General features: G+C 63.4%; 15 protein-coding genes. 5 read left to right on the plus strand and 10 right to left on the minus strand.

The features are described 5' to 3' along the window. Positions 1 to 60: 60 nt before the first annotated feature. Both LB520_RS13125 and LB520_RS13130 read right to left on the minus strand, forming a co-directional pair. Positions 61 to 450 (minus strand): SET domain-containing protein, encoded by a 390-nt coding sequence (locus LB520_RS13125; RefSeq protein WP_095766869.1) that lies wholly within the window; start codon positions 448 to 450, stop codon positions 61 to 63. A 102-nt stretch (positions 451 to 552) separates the two neighbouring features. Then, positions 553 to 2,664, minus strand: coding sequence for a S9 family peptidase (locus LB520_RS13130; RefSeq protein ID WP_224637770.1), 2,112 nt, complete (start codon positions 2,662 to 2,664; stop codon positions 553 to 555). Between the two features lie 131 nt (positions 2,665 to 2,795). On the opposite strand from LB520_RS13130, the gene LB520_RS13135 reads away from it, so the two are divergent. Together LB520_RS13135 and LB520_RS13140 are read left to right on the plus strand one after the other, a co-directional pair. After that, the gene (locus LB520_RS13135) at positions 2,796 to 3,140 is read left to right on the plus strand and encodes an SH3 domain-containing protein (RefSeq protein ID WP_224637771.1); all 345 of its coding nucleotides are present in this window, start codon (positions 2,796 to 2,798) and stop codon (positions 3,138 to 3,140) included. Positions 3,141 to 3,557: 417 nt separating this feature from the next. Further along, positions 3,558 to 3,983 carry a MucR family transcriptional regulator gene (locus LB520_RS13140; RefSeq protein ID WP_040991330.1) on the plus strand — a complete coding sequence of 142 codons (426 nt, stop codon included), beginning with the start codon at positions 3,558 to 3,560 and terminating at the stop codon, positions 3,981 to 3,983. An 80-nt stretch (positions 3,984 to 4,063) separates the two neighbouring features. Here LB520_RS13140 and LB520_RS13145 read toward each other — a convergent pair whose 3' ends face one another. Both LB520_RS13145 and LB520_RS13150 read right to left on the minus strand, forming a co-directional pair. Continuing rightward, the gene (locus LB520_RS13145) at positions 4,064 to 4,492 is read right to left on the minus strand and encodes a SufE family protein (protein ID WP_095767172.1); all 429 of its coding nucleotides are present in this window, start codon (positions 4,490 to 4,492) and stop codon (positions 4,064 to 4,066) included. Positions 4,493 to 4,666: 174 nt separating this feature from the next. Then, complete coding sequence (locus LB520_RS13150; RefSeq protein WP_095766872.1) at positions 4,667 to 5,068, minus strand: DUF5330 domain-containing protein; 402 nt, start codon at positions 5,066 to 5,068, stop codon at positions 4,667 to 4,669. Positions 5,069 to 5,623: 555 nt separating this feature from the next. On the opposite strand from LB520_RS13150, the gene LB520_RS13155 reads away from it, so the two are divergent. The 3 genes from LB520_RS13155 to LB520_RS13165 all read left to right on the plus strand — a co-directional run bounded on the left by LB520_RS13155 (position 5,624) and on the right by LB520_RS13165 (position 8,540). Continuing rightward, positions 5,624 to 7,360 carry a PAS domain-containing sensor histidine kinase gene (locus tag LB520_RS13155; RefSeq protein ID WP_224637772.1) on the plus strand — a complete coding sequence of 579 codons (1,737 nt, stop codon included), beginning with the start codon at positions 5,624 to 5,626 and terminating at the stop codon, positions 7,358 to 7,360. Beyond that, entirely contained in the window at positions 7,335 to 8,123 is a 789-nt protein-coding gene (locus LB520_RS13160) for a peptidoglycan-binding protein (RefSeq protein ID WP_224606428.1), read from the plus strand. Before LB520_RS13155 ends, LB520_RS13160 begins: the two co-directional genes overlap by 26 nt. A gap of 69 nt (positions 8,124 to 8,192) precedes the next feature. Further along, entirely contained in the window at positions 8,193 to 8,540 is a 348-nt protein-coding gene (locus LB520_RS13165) for a DUF1491 family protein (RefSeq protein ID WP_224637773.1), read from the plus strand. Positions 8,541 to 8,615: 75 nt separating this feature from the next. Here the strand turns inward: LB520_RS13165 and LB520_RS13170 are convergent, their stop codons facing one another. From LB520_RS13170 to LB520_RS13195, 6 genes are all read right to left on the minus strand, one after another. Continuing rightward, positions 8,616 to 9,035: a carboxymuconolactone decarboxylase family protein gene (locus LB520_RS13170; protein WP_224637774.1), complete on the minus strand. Its 420-nt coding sequence runs from the start codon at positions 9,033 to 9,035 to the stop codon at positions 8,616 to 8,618. Next, entirely contained in the window at positions 8,971 to 9,399 is a 429-nt protein-coding gene (locus tag LB520_RS13175; RefSeq protein ID WP_095767174.1) for a MerR family transcriptional regulator, read from the minus strand. The genes LB520_RS13170 and LB520_RS13175 overlap by 65 nt, the downstream gene beginning before the upstream one ends. Positions 9,400 to 9,596: 197 nt before the next feature. Continuing rightward, a complete protein-coding gene (locus LB520_RS13180; RefSeq protein WP_224637775.1) occupies positions 9,597 to 10,604 on the minus strand; it encodes a DUF2336 domain-containing protein in 1,008 nt (335 codons plus the stop codon). Between the two features lie 396 nt (positions 10,605 to 11,000). After that, positions 11,001 to 11,549: a DUF1254 domain-containing protein gene (locus LB520_RS13185; RefSeq protein ID WP_224637776.1), complete on the minus strand. Its 549-nt coding sequence runs from the start codon at positions 11,547 to 11,549 to the stop codon at positions 11,001 to 11,003. Then, positions 11,542 to 12,126: a DUF1214 domain-containing protein gene (locus LB520_RS13190; protein WP_224637777.1), complete on the minus strand. Its 585-nt coding sequence runs from the start codon at positions 12,124 to 12,126 to the stop codon at positions 11,542 to 11,544. The genes LB520_RS13185 and LB520_RS13190 overlap by 8 nt, the downstream gene beginning before the upstream one ends. A gap of 80 nt (positions 12,127 to 12,206) precedes the next feature. Continuing rightward, a complete protein-coding gene (locus LB520_RS13195; RefSeq protein WP_140845763.1) occupies positions 12,207 to 14,366 on the minus strand; it encodes a transglycosylase domain-containing protein in 2,160 nt (719 codons plus the stop codon). Positions 14,367 to 14,525: the final 159 nt, after the last annotated feature.

Below are 14,525 nucleotides of genomic sequence, written 5' to 3' on the forward strand. Positions count from 1 at the left end.
ATCAAAGTGATGGAGCATGACGTCGTCCGAAAACCGCTCCACACTTTTCGGCATCATGCTCTACGGGTGGCGGTCGCCCAGGAAGTCGAAGCCGTTCTCGAAAAAGTGGTTGTAGTCGCAGGTCAGTTCCTCGCCGGGCGCGATGTCGCGCAACGCATAGGCCTCTTCCGGAGAGGAGATATCGCAGTTCGGGTCGTCCGCGTGGTTCATATAGCGGGCGTCGTCCGCCTCGAAGACGATGAAGTTGGGATCGCGCCGGTCCGGATAGGAATAGCGGTCGAGATAGGACTTCACCGGGCCGGATTCGCCCTCATAGGTCTCCACGGGAATGCGTCGATCGAACCTTGGATCGAGCTTCCAGATCAATGTGCCCCGCGCAATGCGGTGTTTGGCGAAGACGCCGATGCCCTGGATGGGCGATTTGTCGAGATAGACGTCGACGAGCAGCATAGCGAACCTTGCGAATGTATCTGGACGCGGCCCCGAAATGGCCACAACCGAAAACGACGGCGCATTGCCTAGCGCGCGAGCCGTGCGATTGCGAGTAGAAAATCAGGCCTTGCCTGTCACTTTCAAGGCAAAGGCGTAAATATAGGCGATCTCCTCTAGCCGCGAGAAGCGACCCGAAGCGCCGGCATGGCCGGAATCCATGTTAATCTTGAACAGGACCGGGTTGCCGCCTGCCTTGCGTTCGCGAAGCCGCGCCACCCATTTCGCCGGCTCCCAATAGGTGACGCGCGGATCGGTCAGGCCCGCCAGCGCCAGGATCGGCGGATAGTCGAGCGCCGCCACATTGTCATAGGGCGAATAGGCCGCGATCGTCTGGTAGTCGGCGGCGGACGCGATCGGATTGCCCCATTCCGGCCATTCCGGCGGCGTCAGCGGCAGGCTGGCGTCGAGCATGGTGGTCAGCACATCGACGAACGGCACCTCGGCGACGATGCCGCCGAAGCTTTCCGGGGCCAAGTTGGCGATCGCCCCCATCAGCATGCCGCCGGCGGAGCCTCCCTGCGCCACGATGCGGTCGTGCTGTGTGTAGCGCTCGGCAACGAGATGGCGGGCGCAGGCGATGAAATCGGTGAAGGTGTTCATCTTCCTTGCCCGCTTGCCGTCCTCGTACCAACCGTACCCCTTGTCCTTGCCGCCGCGCACATGCGCGATGGCATAGACAAAGCCGCGGTCGACCAGCGACAGGCAATTGGTATTGAAGGCGGAAGGAACGGTGATGCCATAGGAGCCGTAGCCGTAAAGCAGGCAGGGCGCCGAGCCGTCGAGGGGCGTGTCGCGATGATATAGCAGCGAGATCGGCACCAGCTCGCCATCGGCGGCGGGCGCCATCAGCCGGCGCGTGACATAGTGCGCAGGATCGTGGCCGGAGGGCACTTCCTGCGTCTTCAAAAGCACGCGTTCGCGGCTGCGCATGTTGTAGTCGAACACCTGCGCCGGCGTCGTCATCGACGAATAGGTGAAGCGCATCACTTCGGTGTCGTATTCGTAGGAGCCGGAGAGACCGAGCGAAAAAGCTTCCTCGTCGAAAGAGATGAAATGCTCCTCGCCGCTGGCGCGCTCGCGCACGACGATGCGCGGCAGGCCTTCCTTGCGCTCGAGCCGGACCATGTGATGCTTGAAGCCGAGCACCGACAGGATCAGCCGGCCGGGCTCGTGCGGCACCAGTTCCTGCCAGTTGGCGCGCCCGGGATTGTCGACCGGCGCGGTCATGATCTTGAAGTCCTTGGCGCCGTCGGCATTGGTGAGGACGAAGAAGACGTCGCCGCCTTCTTCCAGATCGTATTGCAGGCCGGTCTCGCGCACCGCCACAAGCTTCGGCTCTGCGGTTGGATCATTGGCGGGCAGCAGGCGGTATTCCGACGTTTCATGATCGTTGATGCCGATCATGATCCAGTCGTTGGCGCGCGTGCCGCCGACATCCATGAAGAAGCCCGGATCGGTCTCTTCATAGATCAAGCGGTCGTTTTCGGACCTGTCGCCCAGCGCGTGGAAGAACACTTTCGACGGACGATGGTTGTCGTCGAGACGAGTATAGAAGAAGCCGCCGTCGCCGGCGTCCCAGACCCCGCCGCCGCCCGTATCCGGGATCTGGTCGGCAAGTTCTTTGCCGCTCGCAAGATCGCGCACGCGCAGCGTGAAGAACTCCGAACCCTTGTCGTCGAAGCCCCACAGCAGCTTCCTATGGTCGGCCGAATGATCGACGCCGCCAAGCCGGAAATAGGGCTTGCCCTCGGCTTCCGCGTCGCCGTCGAGCAGGATCTCCTCAGTGCCGCCGTCGCGCGGCGTGCGGAAATAGCGCGGCTGCTCGCCGCCCTGCCGGAACGACGATCCGTAGGCATAGCGGCCGTCCTTCATGGGCACCGTCGAGTCATCCTCCTTGATGCGCCCCTTCATCTCGGCAAACAGCCTGGCGCGCAGGTCCGCGGTGCCGGCCATGAGCGCGGCCTGATAGGCGTTCTCGGCATTGAGATGGGCGCGGATGCGGCCGTCGAGCAGGGAAGGGTCGCGGAACACGGCCTGCCAGTTGTCGGCCCGCATCCAGGCATAGTCGTCGCTGCGGGTGATGCCGTGATGCATGTCCGAAACCGGGTGTTTCTCAGGGGTCGGCGGGCTGGCGGCCGGGAAGGCGGAAGTCAAGGCGGAAGCTCTGGTCATTACGTCTCGCTGCGGAATTTGCTTGAATGACGAATGAACACGCCGCTCAGCGGCGGTTCAACGGGCGCGGTTCAAGGTGGTACAGAAGCTAAGTCGAAAGGGGAAAGATGAAATCCTGTGTTTCTACCGCAATGTCAGTTGCCGTCGTAGCGGCAGGTCTGGCTTTTTCCAGCCAGTCTCATGCAACCGTCTTTGCCGCCTGGCAAGTGGCGGGCGTGCCGTTCGGTGATACGCTCAATGCGCGAAAATATCCGTCCAATACATCGCAGAAACAGGCCGCCTATCCGAACGGCACCGTGCTGCAGATGACCGGCCGCTGCACCGGAGGTGTAAACTTGCTCGATATCGGCCGGCAGCCGCAATGGAAGCAGCGCCAGACGATCCGCTATCGCTGGTGCGAGATCTGGCACGATCCGGCGCAGAATGGTCATTTCGTCACCGGCTGGGTCTACGGCAAATACATCGCGCCTTACTGATGGATTCCGTCGCGTCGCCTTGTCGGTCCAGCCGCCAAGGCGGTATCCTTGCGCTTCGCTGTGCCGCAGGATTCGTTGTGCAGGCGAAAGGGCACCCAAGCATTAGCCAAGCATTGAACGTGGTGTCGAGTGGCGATCGGATGTCTAACATGCGGATGACGCAACGTCATGCCATGCTGGTCTGACCAGAAAAATCTCGCGAAGTTACACGGCGCACGAATTTTTGAAGCTGAATCGGCAATAGTTGATGAATATCGACCAATATAAGTCAATATGCGAATTGACTTACTTTCAATGCGGCGTCATTAAGATAACCGACGCGAATCTCAGAGCCTTTCCTGAACGAAATCCGCGCGATGCCCGATCCATAAAAAAGGGCGCAGTTTTAGAAACAACTCTCGTTGGGGCCTTAGCACTATGGAAATCGTCGAAACACCTTCGAAAAACGGTGACGCGCTGATCGAGCTGACCGCCGATGTCGTCGCCGCCTATGTCAGCAACAATCCGGTGCCGGTTGGGGAGCTGCCGAACCTTATCGCCGACGTCCATGCCGCGTTGGGCCGCGTCGGTGGCTCGTCGGAGCAGCCGTCGGCTGAGAAGCAGAAGCCGGCCGTCAATCCGAAGCGCTCGGTCCATGACGACTACATCGTCTGTCTCGAGGACGGCAAGAAGTTCAAGTCGCTGAAGCGGCATCTGATGACCCACTACAATCTCACGCCGGAAGAGTATCGTGAGAAGTGGGGCCTGGACGCCAACTATCCGATGGTCGCCCCAAATTATGCTGCCGCCCGCTCGCAGCTCGCCAAGAAGATGGGTCTGGGCCGCAAGCGCAAGGGCCGTTGATAGGTCTCAGCTCGTCAAGCAGTTCGACGGCGCCCTTGCGGCGCCGTTTTGCTTTCCTGACGGGAGCGATATCGGCCGGATCAGGCCGTCTGCTTCAGCGCCGCTTCCGCATCGCGCTTGATGCGCTTGACCATCGAACGGAGGCCGTTGGCGCGCTGCGGCGACAGATGTTCGTCAAGGCCGAGCTCCTTCAGGGTCGCTTCGGCGTCCGTGTTCTGGATTTCGCTTGCCCGCCGGCCCGAAAACAGCGCCAGCATGATGGCGACGAGGCCGCGCACGATATGGGCGTCCGAATCGCCCTGGAAGCCGATCACCGGATCGGCGCCCGCTCCCTGCTTGGTGGTGAGCCACACCTGGCTCACACAGCCAGGCACCTTGTTCGCAGCCGTGCGCTCCTCCTCAGGGAAAGGCGGCAGGCTCTCGCCGAGCTCGATCACATAGCGATAACGGTCCTCCCACTCGTCGAGCAGGGAAAAGTCGTCGCGGATGGTCTGAATCGAGGTGGCCATTGCCCGCATATAGTGGCCCGACACGGCCGCGTCACGGAAAAAGAAAGACGCCGCGGGCGTCGAGAGGTCGGACGGGGCCCGCGGCGTTAGAGCAATTCTGGGGAACGTGCGTAGGCGGTTTTGCGCCAGGAATTGCGCTAAAATTAAAGTGCCGAGCGAACGGCCGGAAAGAACTCAGTTCTTGGCCGTCAACATCACCGGAATGTTGACCTTGGTCGGCAACACGATGTCCTCGGCGACGCTGCCGGTGGTCGTGACGGAGCCATCCGCGACCTTCGTTTCGGGCGTGCCTGCCTGCCCGGACTGCCCGGACTGCTTGTCGTCGATCATGGCTGCGGCGATCTTGGCCGTTTCCTTGGCGCGAACGGTGATGGTGTACATGGCCGATTTGCCGGTCTCGCAGACATCGGGCTTGCGCTCGCAGAGCCCTGCAATGTCGCCGACCGCCTCGCGCGCCGCAAACAGCGCCTGGATCGGTCCGACGCTCTGCTGGCCGTTTTCGCCCGGGCCGACGCCGAGCGGCAGCGCCAGCAGCACCAGCGAAAACCAGAAAGCCATCCTGATCAGAAAGCCCATCTTACTTGCCTCTCATCCGGGATGGAATGATGCATCCATCCGTGACGGATCACGCATCCATCGGCATGACCTCTTTTATGGGCACGATAGTGGCACGGTCACGCAAAGGACGGCTTGCATCGAAGCCGCGAATTTTCCTCAAATTTTAGGCAAATTCGAAAGGATCGGTTTTGACATGGGCTTGTGTCGAATCTCATCGACTTCGTTAACTTTACGATAACCATGTATCACATTGTTATTAAACGATTTTACTCCAGGCAGAACTTAGCCGGTTCAAGTTTCGGTCCGTTTTGGCACAGGCCTTGCGGCTAACCCGCCGTTTACCATGGCGCCAACTCGGCATGCTTTGCCGGGCTGGCATCACAATATTTGCCTGGGCGCGGTCGCCGGCTTCGCCAGCCTTATCCATTCCTTAAACGCTGGATGCGAGTTTCAAGCCAATTGATGAGTCACCTGCCAGGCAGGCGTTTTTCACGACCGGGTACGCGTGCGTTGAGTTCTATTTCAGCCAGATACGTTCAATTGCCTGGCGCGGTTTCCGCCGGCTGCGAACGCATGGTTCACCCGACCGTGACGGGTGAGGCGGAACGCCTGCGCCAGCGCCGCTTCATCGGTGTCATGCTCGCCGCGCCCTTCCTTGCCGCGGGCGCCGCGGTCACGCTGGTCACTTCAAGTCTCGGCGCTGCCGTCACGATAGCCGCGATCTTTGCCGCCTTCGGCCTGTGCTGGTTCGCGGCGCTTCTGGTGGCAGCCACCGGCCATATGGCGCTTGCCGGCCGCATGGCGGTCGTGTTGGGTGGGCTTGCCCTAGCCGGCGCTATCGCTGCGGCGGGCGGATTGGCCTCGCCGGCGGCACTCCTTGCTGTCGCATTGCCGGTCGAAAGCTGGTGGGTCTCAGGGTCGCGGCGCGCCGCGCTGACGGGCGCGCTGGCGGCGCTTGCCGCTATCGTGCTGCAGCCCTTTGCCGGGCAGTTGCTGCCGCTCGGCGAGACCGCCGCCTGGCATTGGCTGCTGCCGCTCGCCTGGGCGCTGACGCTGTTGCCGCGGGCCGCCGCCTTCGCCAGCCCGGCCGGCTTGCGGTCGGCGGAGCCTGCCGGCGATCGTCTCGAGGACGTCATCGACGCCGTCGTGCTCCGCCTCGGGCGCCAGGGCGAAGTGGTCGACGCGTCCGCCAAAGCACGTTCGATTCTGAAATTGGCGCCCGAGCTTCTGCTCGGCACCGGCCTGTTCGACCGCATCCATCTTTCCGACCGCGTCGCTTATCTCACCGCCCTGGCCGACATGCGCGAGGGCGCGCCGAAGCGCCGGCTTGATCTGCGCATCCGCTTGCCGCGCGAGGGTTCTGGCGCGGTCGACAATTTCCGCCCGTTCAGCCTCGAGCTGCTGCGCGGCGCGGTCGACCGCGACGTCTTCACCCTGGTTCTGCGCGAAAATGACGATGTCGCAGCACTTCGCGAGGAGCTTGCGCAGGCGAGGGAAGCCGCTGCGGCTGCCGAAGTGGCCAAGGGCCGCTTCCTGGCCGTGGTCAGCCACGAGCTGCGCACGCCGCTCAATGCGATCCTCGGCTTTTCCGACATGCTCCTGCATGAGATGTTCGGGCCCTTCAAGGATCCGCGTCAGAAGGAATATGTCGGCCTGGTCAGGGAGTCCGGCCAGCATCTGCTGTCCGTCGTCACCTCGATCCTCGATGTTTCGCGCATCGAGGCGGGCGCCTATGCGACCGAGCTGGAGCCGTTCCGCTTTGTCGAGGCCGTCGACATGTGCCGCTCGATGATGCGACCGCTGGCCGACGCCAAGAGCATAATTCTTGCCACGCAGATTGCCCCGGATGCGGGCGAGATCAATGCCGACCGCCGGGCGGTCCAGCAGATTCTGATTAATCTCGCCTCGAACGCGGTGAAGTTCACGCCCGATGGCGGCAGCGTGGTGATCGGCGCCAAGCGCGTCGGCTCGCACCTGCATTTCTGGGTGAGCGACACCGGTGTCGGCATCGCCGAGGAGGACATGGCCAATCTTGGCAAGCCGTTCATGCAGATCCAGAACGACTACACGCGTCGTTTCGAGGGAACCGGACTCGGCCTGTCGCTGGTCAAGGGCCTGGTGGCGCTGCACGAGGGTACGATGTCGATCGAGAGCGCGCCGGGTGAGGGCACCACGGTGACGATCGGCCTGCCGGTGAACGGGCCGAAGCGGCGATCCGGTGCGCCATCCGGCGTGCTGGCCATGCCGGCGGCCAAGCCGAAGGGGGACGCAAATGGGGAGAGGAATGGCTCGCTCCGCAAAACGGCCTAAGGTGGTCGAACCCGAGCGCGGCGTTCTTGCCGAGGGCGCGGTTGCCGTCGGTCAACTGATCGCCAGCAACCCGGTTCTGGTCGGCGGCTCGACCGCTTTCCTGGTGACGCTGTTCTACGTCTCGGCCAACGCGCTCTGGTATCAGCCCTTTCCGCATACCGGCGCGTTCTTCGCCACCCGAAGCATCGAGAACTTCCCGCATACGGTCTCCGACGAGCCGGAGACCACCATCAACATCGTGCGCCAGGCGCCGGCCCAGCCCGCAGCCAAGCCGGATCCGGTCGTCCAGCAGGTGCAGGGCATTCTGAAGGACCTCAACTTCTACGACGGCACGGTCGACGGCCTCAGCGGACCGGCCACGCGCAAGGCCATCCAGACCTATCAGCTGAAAGTGGGGCTGCCGGGGTCGGGCGAGATTGACGGCGCGCTGCTCGACCAGCTTGGCGCCCGCCAGACGACGGCGGCCATTCCCCACCCGATGCCGCGGCCGGCCGATGGCGCAGTCGCCGCGTCTGCCAAACCGCAGGTGATCCAGGTCTCCGCTCCGGCCGATGGCGCCACGCAGCCGCCCGACGCCCGCATCGTCAAGATCCAGGCCGGCCTCAAGGCGTTCGGCAATGGCGACATGCAGCTCGACGGCAAGGTCGGTGCCCGCACCAAGGCCGCGATCAAGGAATTCCAGGCCTTGTTCGGGCTGCCCGAGACCGGCGAGCCGGACGAGGCCGTTTATGTCAAAATGCGCGAGATCGGCCTGACGAACTGAGCGGCAGCGATCGTTTCGGTTCTTTGATCCTTGCTGTAAGAAACCGCGCAGGACATCCGGAACCTTCCCATGCGCGTGACCACCGATCTCTGGGTCTCGGCCCTTGTGCGCCGCGTGTTCGGCGCCGGCGGCTTCGCCGCTGTCGTCAAGCGCGGCGCGACCGAGGCTGGCGCCGTCTTCGTGTTGTCGCGCGGGCGTCTGGGGGAGGTGACCTTCTACGGGCCGGCGCCGCAGACCAGCTACGATTCGGCCAAGCCCGATGAGCGCTTTTTCGCCGTGCTCGGCACGAGCGACGACAGCTCGGCCTTCGATGCGCGGCTGGAGCGGGAGAAAAAATTCGATCCCGACATCTGGGTGGTCGAGATTGAGAGCGGGACCGTTCCCGTCGAAGAGCTTCTTTTGGTGAAGGCCGACTAGGGCGTTTTACCGTCTACGGGAACCACCATGAGAGCACGAGCGCCGGCCGCGGGCTAAGTAAGCGCAGAAGGTTCATCACGCCGCTTCCCCGTTCTGGACGAGAAACCGGTCGGCGAAAACTTCTTTGGCCGCAAACAGCCCGTTGAGCGCCGCGGGAAAGCCGGCATAGACCGTCATCTGGATGATGGTTTCGACGATTTCGTCCTTGGTCAGCCCGACATTGAGCCCCGCCTCGATGTGGACTTTCAGTTGCGGGGTCGCGGTTCCCATCGCTGTCAGCGCCGCGATGGTCGCGATCTCACGGGCGCGCAGATCGAGACCGGGGCGGCTGTAGATGTCGCCAAACGAGAACTCGAACACGTAGTTCGCGAAGTCGGGGGCAATGTCAGCCAGGGCGGCAATGACTTTGTGGCCGGCTTCGCCGTCGATTTCAGCGAGCGCCCGCTTGCCGCGTTCCAGCCGGCTTTCGCCGATGTTCGGGGATTGATGCGTCATAGTCCTTCATCCTCTGTTTCACGCCGGCATATCCGGCGATCTTGGTGTCGAGGACGAGAAGGCAGGCTTGCAGTTTGGCCACATGCGCACGGACACGCTCACGGTGCTGCTTGAGCAGCGCGCCGCGCTCCGCTTCGGTGTCGGCGCCGCGCTCCCGCAAGGCCGCGTAACGCAGCATTTCCCGAATAGGCATCCCGGTCGTTTTGAGCCGGTCGAGAAATTCTATCCAGGTCAGGATTGATGCGTCGTAGTCACGTTGGCCCGATTGGTCCCTGTCGGCATGGGGAAGCAGCCCGATCCGCTCATAGTAACGGATTGTGTAGGCAGACAGTCCCGAACGCTTCGCCAGCTCGCCAATCTTCATCAATGCCCTTCTTTCGTCACGACGCCCAGAAAGCTACGAGTTAGAGCGCACTCTAAGTCAAGAGGCGTTGTCACTTTGTCGTGTCGCGGAAATGCCCGGTCTCGCGACGAACATCGGCTCGTTGATTTTAAGATAAAAAACAAACGCTTAAAGCGCGTCGCCACCGGGTTCCTTCAGCGCGAGGCGCTTTAAACCGATCAGGACGCCTTGACGCTGGCACTCGCCGCGTCGCTGTTCGAGGCTGCGCGGCTCTCGATGTCAACCGCATCGGAAGCACTGCCGCGGATCGCCCGCGAAAGCGTCTCGGCCTTCCAGGCACGTACCCTGTCCAGCGCCGTCTCGCGGTGCAGCAGCCGATAGCTGTCGAGGAACAGGCGGATCGCCTGCGGATGCGGGAACTCGCCGGGATAGACCGCGACTGCGATCAGGAAGGCCCTGTCTTCGCTGAGGTCGAGGGCACGCAGCGCCGCAAGCAGCGCGACATAGCCCGATTGCCCGGTCACCGAGCGGGCCGTCGCGAAGTCGATCTCCAGCGCATCGGCCAGCGCGGTCTGGAAGAATGCCAGGTTCCCCGTCAGCGCCGTCTCGCGCAACTTCACATAGGTCGGCTGGCCAAGGAAGGTGTTGACGTCGGCAGCGTCGCCGGTCGGGCGCATCATCGCCCGCAGGCGGCGCCGCGCGTGCTCCGCGGCTTCGCCTGGCGCGGGACGGTCGGTATCCGCCTTGGCCACGGGCTCGGGTTTCGGCGCAAGCCTGGTGACCGTCTCGGGCGGCCGTGCCTTGACCAGCGTCGGCCTTTCCAGCACGCGGATCAGGTCGGCGATCGTCGGGTTGAGCTCCTTGCGGCGCGCAATGGCGCGCGCATGCGGCAGGCCGTGCCGGCCGATCAGCGCGATGAGGTCGATGTCGCTCAGCGCGTTGGAGCGGGTGAGCAAGGGGGCTGCGATCTCGACCGGCTCTTCAGCCAGCCGCCGCACCAATGCCGTCGGTGCGTAGTCGCATTCGGAAAGGGCGGCAGCGACGTAGCGGCGCGACTCGACCGAAACTTCGTCGAACAGCGGCAGCGTCAGGTCTTCGAGCTGGGCGATCTCTCGGCGCGAGGGACGCGTCAGCGAGCAGAAGGCCGACACGGCGGCGCGGAACAGCCTTTCGGCCTTTCCCGCTTCGGTCCGGATAGCGATTTGCCTGAAATCGGAAGATGACACGGAGGATACGCCCGATACTCGACACAATCCCGAACCGCGCAATCCGGCCGGGCCGGTTTCGCACCTTCAGGAAAACAAACGTCAAATTAGCCGCGATCCGTTAGCGCTCCGTTAACCCTCTACGCCCCTTAATCAACTTTGGAGGCGTTGCGTTGTGCTCCGGTCAAACCGAGAGGAATGCGCGAACCATGGGCATGGTCCTGTCTTTTGTGCCGCGAGCGGCACCAGTAAATCGAGCAAGTCACGACACCACGACGGCGGCGGCGGTCATCATTTTCCCCGGCGTCCGTTACGAGTTGCATCCGCAGGCCGGTGAGGCACGGCCCGGCGACAGCAGCTCCGACAGGCCGGGCTCTCCGCCTCCTGCCAAGCCGCATCACTGATTGGGCGCCTTTCTCAGTAGTCCTGCAATTCGCAGGCGCCCTGATCGAGGAAGCGTGACACGATCGGCTTCCAGCTCCCGTCCGGCACAAAGGCGCGGACGACGAAAATGCCTTCCTCGATCGGCGCCTCGACGAAGATCGCGCCCTGCAGATCCTCCGGAAGGTCGCGCCGCACGTCGATCATCTGCGCCGGGGTCAACACCACCGCGTCGAGCTTCTCGCCATTGGCGTTGTGGTCGTTGAAGGAATAGATGTTGTGGCCGTTGCGGTCGTAGACCGAGGCCGACCAGAACGGCACGTCGCCCGGCGCCCTGATCCTGACCGGCCCGTCGGCAAGGTTGAAACGGCAGGCGGCCGCATAAAACAATGGATCCACCGATTTCACCACCGGCGCGCCGCCGGCCTCAGCGTCTAGCCGTGTCATCTTGTAGAAATCGGATGCCATCGCCAGGCGCGACCAGGCATCGCGTTCGGAAAATTCCGGCACCAGGAACAGCACCACGATGTGCACGATGCCGGCGCCGAGCAGGCCGAGGATCAGGGCATGCAGCAGTCTACGCATTGCAGCCCACCTTCAGGATGCGCGGCAGTGTCACGTCCGAGAGGCCGGTGCTCGAGGCGATCGGCGTGTCGTAGAAGGTCAGCACGAAATACATCTTGCCGGAGCCGCCGGTCAGCAGCCAGTTTCCGGGCGCCGGGCGGCTGCCGACGGAGATGACGACGGAATTGTCGGGCTGGCGCAGCACTTCGTAGGATTGCAGCGCCGACTGCCTCGGCTTGCCTGTGTCGATCACGCCAAGCGACTGGTCGGCGGCATAGAGCGTCCAGAAGCGGGCGGTCGGGTAACCGCCTTCGATCGTATAGGTGCATTCGCGTTTCAGCGGCTCGCCGGCATCGTCGCGCTCAGCGACGAAGGCAAGTCCCTCGGCCTGGCCGAGCGCCAGCACGCCCTCGCGTGCAACGCGCGCCTTGGAATAAGGGTCGGCGGCCAGTGTCCCGACTTCCGGGAAAGCGGTCCATTGGCCGATGCGGATCGCGCCCACGCCGTCCTGCGCATTGAGCGCATACCAGACGCTGTAGCCGCCAAGCCCGATGGCTATGGCAAGCGAAAGCAGCGTCAGGATGGCGTTCTTGAGCATGAGAGCCGCAAACAGAGGAGGTTGCCCGGGATATCGCGGCGCGGGGTGCCGTGGCAAGCCGGCTTCACGCGACGGCCGCCCTAAAGCGCCGAAAGCGTCTCCGGCATGGTGGGCGCAACGAGCGCCGGCGCGGCCTGGAACGCCTTGGTCATATCCCGTAACGTTTGGCTGGTGCGGCTGGAAAGCACCGGCGGGCGCTCGGCCTCGGCTTGCGCCGCCGCTGCGTCGGCTTCCTTCTTGGCCGCTTCCTCGGCCTTGGCCGCGACCTCCGGATCGACCCAAGGATTATCGAGACCCGGGATCGGCTTCAGATCAATGTTCTGATGCGCGTAGACCATCAGCCGCTGCCAGACCATCGCCGGCAGCGAGCCGCCTGTCATCTTGTTGGTCGCCGTGAAGTCGTCATTGCCGAGCCAGACGGCGGCTGTGTAATTGCCGGTGAAGCCGACGAACCAGGCGTCGCGGTAGGATTGCGTCGTCCCGGTTTTGCCGGCAACGACGATGTTCGGAAGCTGGGCGCGTCTCGCGGTGCCGATAACCGGCACCGCCGCCAGCATGGTGTTCATGTATTTCAGCGCCTTTTCCGACAGCACGCGGTGCGGTGGCGGCGCGTCCTTGGCCCAGTCATAGACCACGTCGCCGGTGCGGGTGACGAGCTGGGTGATGCCGTGGCGCGAGCCGACGAAACCGTTCTGCGCAAAGACGCTGTAGCCCGTCGCCTGGTCCATCACCGTCATGCCGGATGTGCCGAGCACCATGGTCTTGTGCGCTTCCAGTGGCGATTCCACGCCCATCGATTCGGCCATCGCCTTGATCGGGCCGATGCCGAGGTAATCCTTGGCGAGCCGCACCGGCACCGTGTTGATCGACTTGGCGATCGCCGTGAGCAGCGTCACGTTGCCGGCCGATCCGCCGCTGTAATTGTGCGGCGACCAGCTGCCCCAGCTGATCGCGCCGCCGGAAACCACCGAGTCCGGCGTGAACCCGTGCTCCATCGCTGTGGCGTAGACATAAGGTTTGAAGGATGAACCGGTCTGGCGCAGAGCCTTGGTGGCGCGGTTGAACTGGCTGGTGCCATAATCCCGGCCGCCGACGATGGCGCGCACCGCGCCGTTGGTCTCGATCACCACCACCGCGCCTTCGGTGACATTGTATTCCTTGCCGAACTGGCGAAGATGGAACTCGACCGACTCCTCGGCCGCCTTCTGGATGTTGGCGTCGAAAGTGGTGTGGGCGACCAGCGAGTGCTGGCCGGGCTTGGCGATCTTCTTGACCTCGTCGAAGGCCCAGTCGAGGAAATAATCCGGGCTCTTCTGCTCGCCGCGATCGACGACGTCGGCCGGATGCAGGCGCGCCTGCAGCACCTGGCCCTCGGTCATGAAACCGGCATCGACCAGGTTTGACAGCACCACATTGGCGCGGGCACGGGCCGCCGGCAGGTTGATGTGCGGGGCGTATTTGGTCGGCGCCTTGAACAGGCCGGCCAGCATCGCCGCTTCGGCGAGGCTCAGATCCTTGACGCTCTTGCCGAAATAGAAATCCGCCGCCGCCTCGATGCCGAACGTGCCGCCGCCCATATAGGCGCGGTCGAGATAGAGCTGCAGAATCTCTTTCTTGGACAGGTTTGCTTCCAGCCATAGCGACAGGAAGGCTTCCTTGATCTTGCGCTCCAATGTGCGCTCGTTGGAGAGAAACAGGTTCTTGGCGAGCTGCTGCGTGATGCTGGAGCCGCCCTGGACCACGGAGTTGGCGCGCACATTCTCGAAGATCGCGCGCGACAGGCCGAGGACATCGATGCCGTAATGGTCGAAGAAACGCCGGTCCTCGGTCGCCAGCACCGCCTTGATGACGATGTCGGGCATCTCGTCGACCGGCACTGAATCGCGCTGGATGATGCCGCGCTGGCCGATCTCGTTGCCGTAGCGATCCAGGAAGGTCACGGCGAAATCGCCCTGGCTGCGCCAGTCGCCGGTGGTGATGTCGAAGGCGGGCATGGCGAGCGCGAGCAGCACCACGAAGCCGCCGGCGCCCATGGTGAACCCTTCGCTCAGCACCTCGATGACCGTGCGGCGCCAGCCATGCACCCGGAAACGGCGGGAAAAAATGGTCGCCGCTTCCCAGAATTCACGGGCCTTGAAGCCGATCTCGTAGAGCGAGCTATCGAACCAAGCGTCGACGCCGAGCAGCGCCGAAGCGATGCGGCCTCTTCTCTTCTTGCGTGGTTTCGAAGGACTTGCCATTCCGACTTCCGCCCCAACGCGCTTTCGCCCGAAAACAGCATGCGGGCAGTTTCAGGGTGGCACCCTGTCAAACTATTCGACCATTTTATCACCGCTCACAAGGGCAGCGAAGCCACAGCATCAGCTTTGTTGATCGGAGGTGTGCTGGCCGTCAACGGC

The organism is Mesorhizobium sp. CA12 (assembly GCF_020165255.1).
Taxonomy (GTDB): Bacteria; Pseudomonadota; Alphaproteobacteria; order Rhizobiales; family Rhizobiaceae; genus Mesorhizobium.

Coding starts and splice junctions, on each gene's coding strand:
- LB520_RS13195 (WP_140845763.1), bottom strand. CDS start 14,366: ATGGCAAGTCCTTCGAAACCACGCAAGAAGAGAAGAGGCCGCATCGCT.
- LB520_RS13155 (WP_224637772.1), top strand. CDS start 5,624: ATGGTTCACCCGACCGTGACGGGTGAGGCGGAACGCCTGCGCCAGCGC.
- LB520_RS13125 (WP_095766869.1), bottom strand. CDS start 450: ATGCTGCTCGTCGACGTCTATCTCGACAAATCGCCCATCCAGGGCATC.
- LB520_RS13130 (WP_224637770.1), bottom strand. CDS start 2,664: ATGACCAGAGCTTCCGCCTTGACTTCCGCCTTCCCGGCCGCCAGCCCG.
- LB520_RS13165 (WP_224637773.1), top strand. CDS start 8,193: ATGCGCGTGACCACCGATCTCTGGGTCTCGGCCCTTGTGCGCCGCGTG.
- LB520_RS13170 (WP_224637774.1), bottom strand. CDS start 9,035: ATGACGCATCAATCCCCGAACATCGGCGAAAGCCGGCTGGAACGCGGC.
- LB520_RS13190 (WP_224637777.1), bottom strand. CDS start 12,126: ATGCTCAAGAACGCCATCCTGACGCTGCTTTCGCTTGCCATAGCCATC.
- LB520_RS13160 (WP_224606428.1), top strand. CDS start 7,335: ATGGCTCGCTCCGCAAAACGGCCTAAGGTGGTCGAACCCGAGCGCGGC.
- LB520_RS13135 (WP_224637771.1), top strand. CDS start 2,796: ATGTCAGTTGCCGTCGTAGCGGCAGGTCTGGCTTTTTCCAGCCAGTCT.
- LB520_RS13145 (WP_095767172.1), bottom strand. CDS start 4,492: ATGGCCACCTCGATTCAGACCATCCGCGACGACTTTTCCCTGCTCGAC.
- LB520_RS13150 (WP_095766872.1), bottom strand. CDS start 5,068: ATGGGCTTTCTGATCAGGATGGCTTTCTGGTTTTCGCTGGTGCTGCTG.
- LB520_RS13140 (WP_040991330.1), top strand. CDS start 3,558: ATGGAAATCGTCGAAACACCTTCGAAAAACGGTGACGCGCTGATCGAG.
- LB520_RS13185 (WP_224637776.1), bottom strand. CDS start 11,549: ATGCGTAGACTGCTGCATGCCCTGATCCTCGGCCTGCTCGGCGCCGGC.
- LB520_RS13175 (WP_095767174.1), bottom strand. CDS start 9,399: ATGAAGATTGGCGAGCTGGCGAAGCGTTCGGGACTGTCTGCCTACACA.